At 75.3% G+C, this 1,914-nt stretch carries 3 protein-coding genes and 1 pseudogene; all 4 read right to left on the reverse strand.

Features of this window, described 5'->3' with window-relative positions:
- A partial coding sequence (locus AB8Z36_RS40125; protein ID WP_369218289.1) for an SGNH/GDSL hydrolase family protein occupies window positions 1–467 on the reverse strand: 467 nt, incomplete at its 3' end.
- Window positions 468–620: 153 nt separating this feature from the next.
- Window positions 621–887 carry a DUF4235 domain-containing protein gene (locus tag AB8Z36_RS40130; protein WP_369218290.1) on the reverse strand — a complete coding sequence of 89 codons (267 nt, stop codon included), beginning with the start codon at window positions 885–887 and terminating at the stop codon, window positions 621–623.
- Window positions 884–1,489, reverse strand: a complete 606-nt coding sequence (locus AB8Z36_RS40135) for a DUF3618 domain-containing protein (RefSeq protein ID WP_369218291.1) — start codon at window positions 1,487–1,489, stop codon at window positions 884–886. Before AB8Z36_RS40135 ends, AB8Z36_RS40130 begins: the two co-directional genes overlap by 4 nt.
- Window positions 1,486–1,759: pseudogene (locus AB8Z36_RS40140) on the reverse strand (phage holin family protein). The gene AB8Z36_RS40135 and the pseudogene AB8Z36_RS40140 overlap by 4 nt, the downstream one beginning before the upstream one ends.
- Window positions 1,760–1,914 lie beyond the last annotated feature (155 nt).

Consider the following 1,914-nt stretch of genomic DNA (forward strand, 5'->3'; position numbering starts at 1 on the left):
ACACCGTGCCGGTCGGCGGCGGCCCTGATCCGGGCGTTCAGTTCCAGGACGCGGGGCAGCGCCCGCCGCGCGAGGGGGACGACGCGCCCGATGTCGGGGAAGGTCACGGTGGCCACCCGCGCGCCCGCGCCGGTCAGGCGGACGAACATCTCCTCGATGTCGGCGGCGGTCCGCGCGGCGTCGAAGCCGGGGCGCACCAGGTCGTTCATGCCCGCCATGACGGTCACCAGGTCCGGCTTGAGCGCGAGGGCGGGCTCCAGCTGCTCCGCCTTGATCCGCGCCGTCAGCCGCCCGCGCACGGCGAGGTTCGCGTAGCCGAGGCCGGGCCGTCCCTCCGCCAGGATCTCGGCGAGCCGGTCGGCCCAGCCCCGGTACCCCCGGACGTCGTCGCCGTCCCCGACGCCCTCGGTCTGGCTGTCGCCGATCGCCACGTAGCGCGCGTAGGGATGCGGACCCTCAAGACTCATGGCCCGAGCTTCCTCCGGGCCCCCGGCCCCGTCAACGAGGCCTCCGGCACACCGGACGGGCCTCCCCGCACGCCGCACGGGCCGCCCGGCACGCCGGACGGCCGCGCCCCGTTCGGGGACACGGCCGTCSGGCGGTCTCGTCGGGCGGGGCGGTCAGCCCGGCCAGGTGCCCGTGACCCGGCGCACGCCCACCGCGCCGCCGCGGTCCACCGCCGCCTTGACGACGGCGAAGATCGCGCCCTGGAGGGCCGCCGCGGCCAGGATCTCGCCCCAGGCGCGGTTCTCGTCATGGGCGTCGGGGGCGTCGTCCTGGCCCGCAACCGCCTTCCAGGTGCGGTTGAACAGCGCGCTCGCCACCGCGCCGCCGAGCATGCCGAAGGCCATGCCGAGCGGCTTGTAGAGGATCTTGCTCCCGCTCATCGGCGTCCACCCCTGCTCCGGCGGCGCAGCGCCACCCAGGCGATCAGCACCCCCGCGCCCACCGCGGCGAACGTGCCCGGGTTGCGGCGGCCGGTGCGCATGACGTTGTCGGCGGCGGCCCGCACCGGCTCGGGCGCGTTCTCCCGCACCCGGCGCGCGGTTTCGGCCACCTTCTGTTCGGTCTGTGCGACGGCGGGGTGCTCCTCCGCCCGCGCCTTGGCCCCGAGCGCGGCCTCCTTGGCCCGCGCGGCGCCCTCGACGGCCTTGCCCTTCGCGACGGCCGCCCCCTCGGCGGCCTTGCCCTTCGCCACGGCCGCACCCTCCGCGGCCTGGCCCGTTCCGTCCGACGCCTTGTCCTTGACGCGCGCCGCCTGCTCCGTGACCTTGTCCTTCACCTGTGCCGCCGTTCCTCGTACCTGGCCCTTGACCATGTCCGCCCGTTGTCTGGCGCGGGCCTTTACGTCCGTCTTCGCGACCAGTTCCCCGACGGTCTCGCCGAGCCGGCCGCGGGTCTCCTCGATCTGCCGACGCAGTTCGTCCGGCTCCTTCGCACCCGTCGTCTTCGCACCCGTCGTCCCGGGGCCCTCGGGCGTCTTCGTCATCGGTGCGCCCTCTCCTTGATCTCCTCGACGTCCGCCTTGACGCTGTCCAGCGCCCCCTGCGGCGTGGGCGGAACCGCGCGGGCCAGCTGCCCGCGCCCCAGCACCGCGAGTACCCCGGCCCGTCTGCCCTTCTCCGTCAGCTCCTGCCCGGCGAGCCGCATCTCCTGACGTACGAGGTCCGAGAGCTGTGCGGTGGCCCGCTCGATGAGCTCTCCCACCGAGTTGCTGTGCCTGTTCACGCGCAGGCCGCTCGTGCGTGGTCCCGGTCACCGGTGCCGCCTCCCTTCTGGCTGGGAGGCCCGAGTACCCGCGCCGCGCCGGGCTATCCCCGCTGGTCCCCGGTGAAGCGGGCCAGCTCCGCCTGGAACCAGTCCAGGCGCGCCTGGAGCAGCGCGGCCTCGGCCACCAGCTCCGGCACCCCGAAC

Source organism: Streptomyces flavofungini, from assembly GCF_041028215.1.
GTDB classification, from domain to species: domain Bacteria; phylum Actinomycetota; class Actinomycetes; order Streptomycetales; family Streptomycetaceae; genus Streptomyces; species Streptomyces flavofungini_B.

Coding starts and splice junctions, on each gene's coding strand:
- AB8Z36_RS40135 (WP_369218291.1), bottom strand. CDS start 1,489: ATGACGAAGACGCCCGAGGGCCCCGGGACGACGGGTGCGAAGACGACG.
- AB8Z36_RS40130 (WP_369218290.1), bottom strand. CDS start 887: ATGAGCGGGAGCAAGATCCTCTACAAGCCGCTCGGCATGGCCTTCGGC.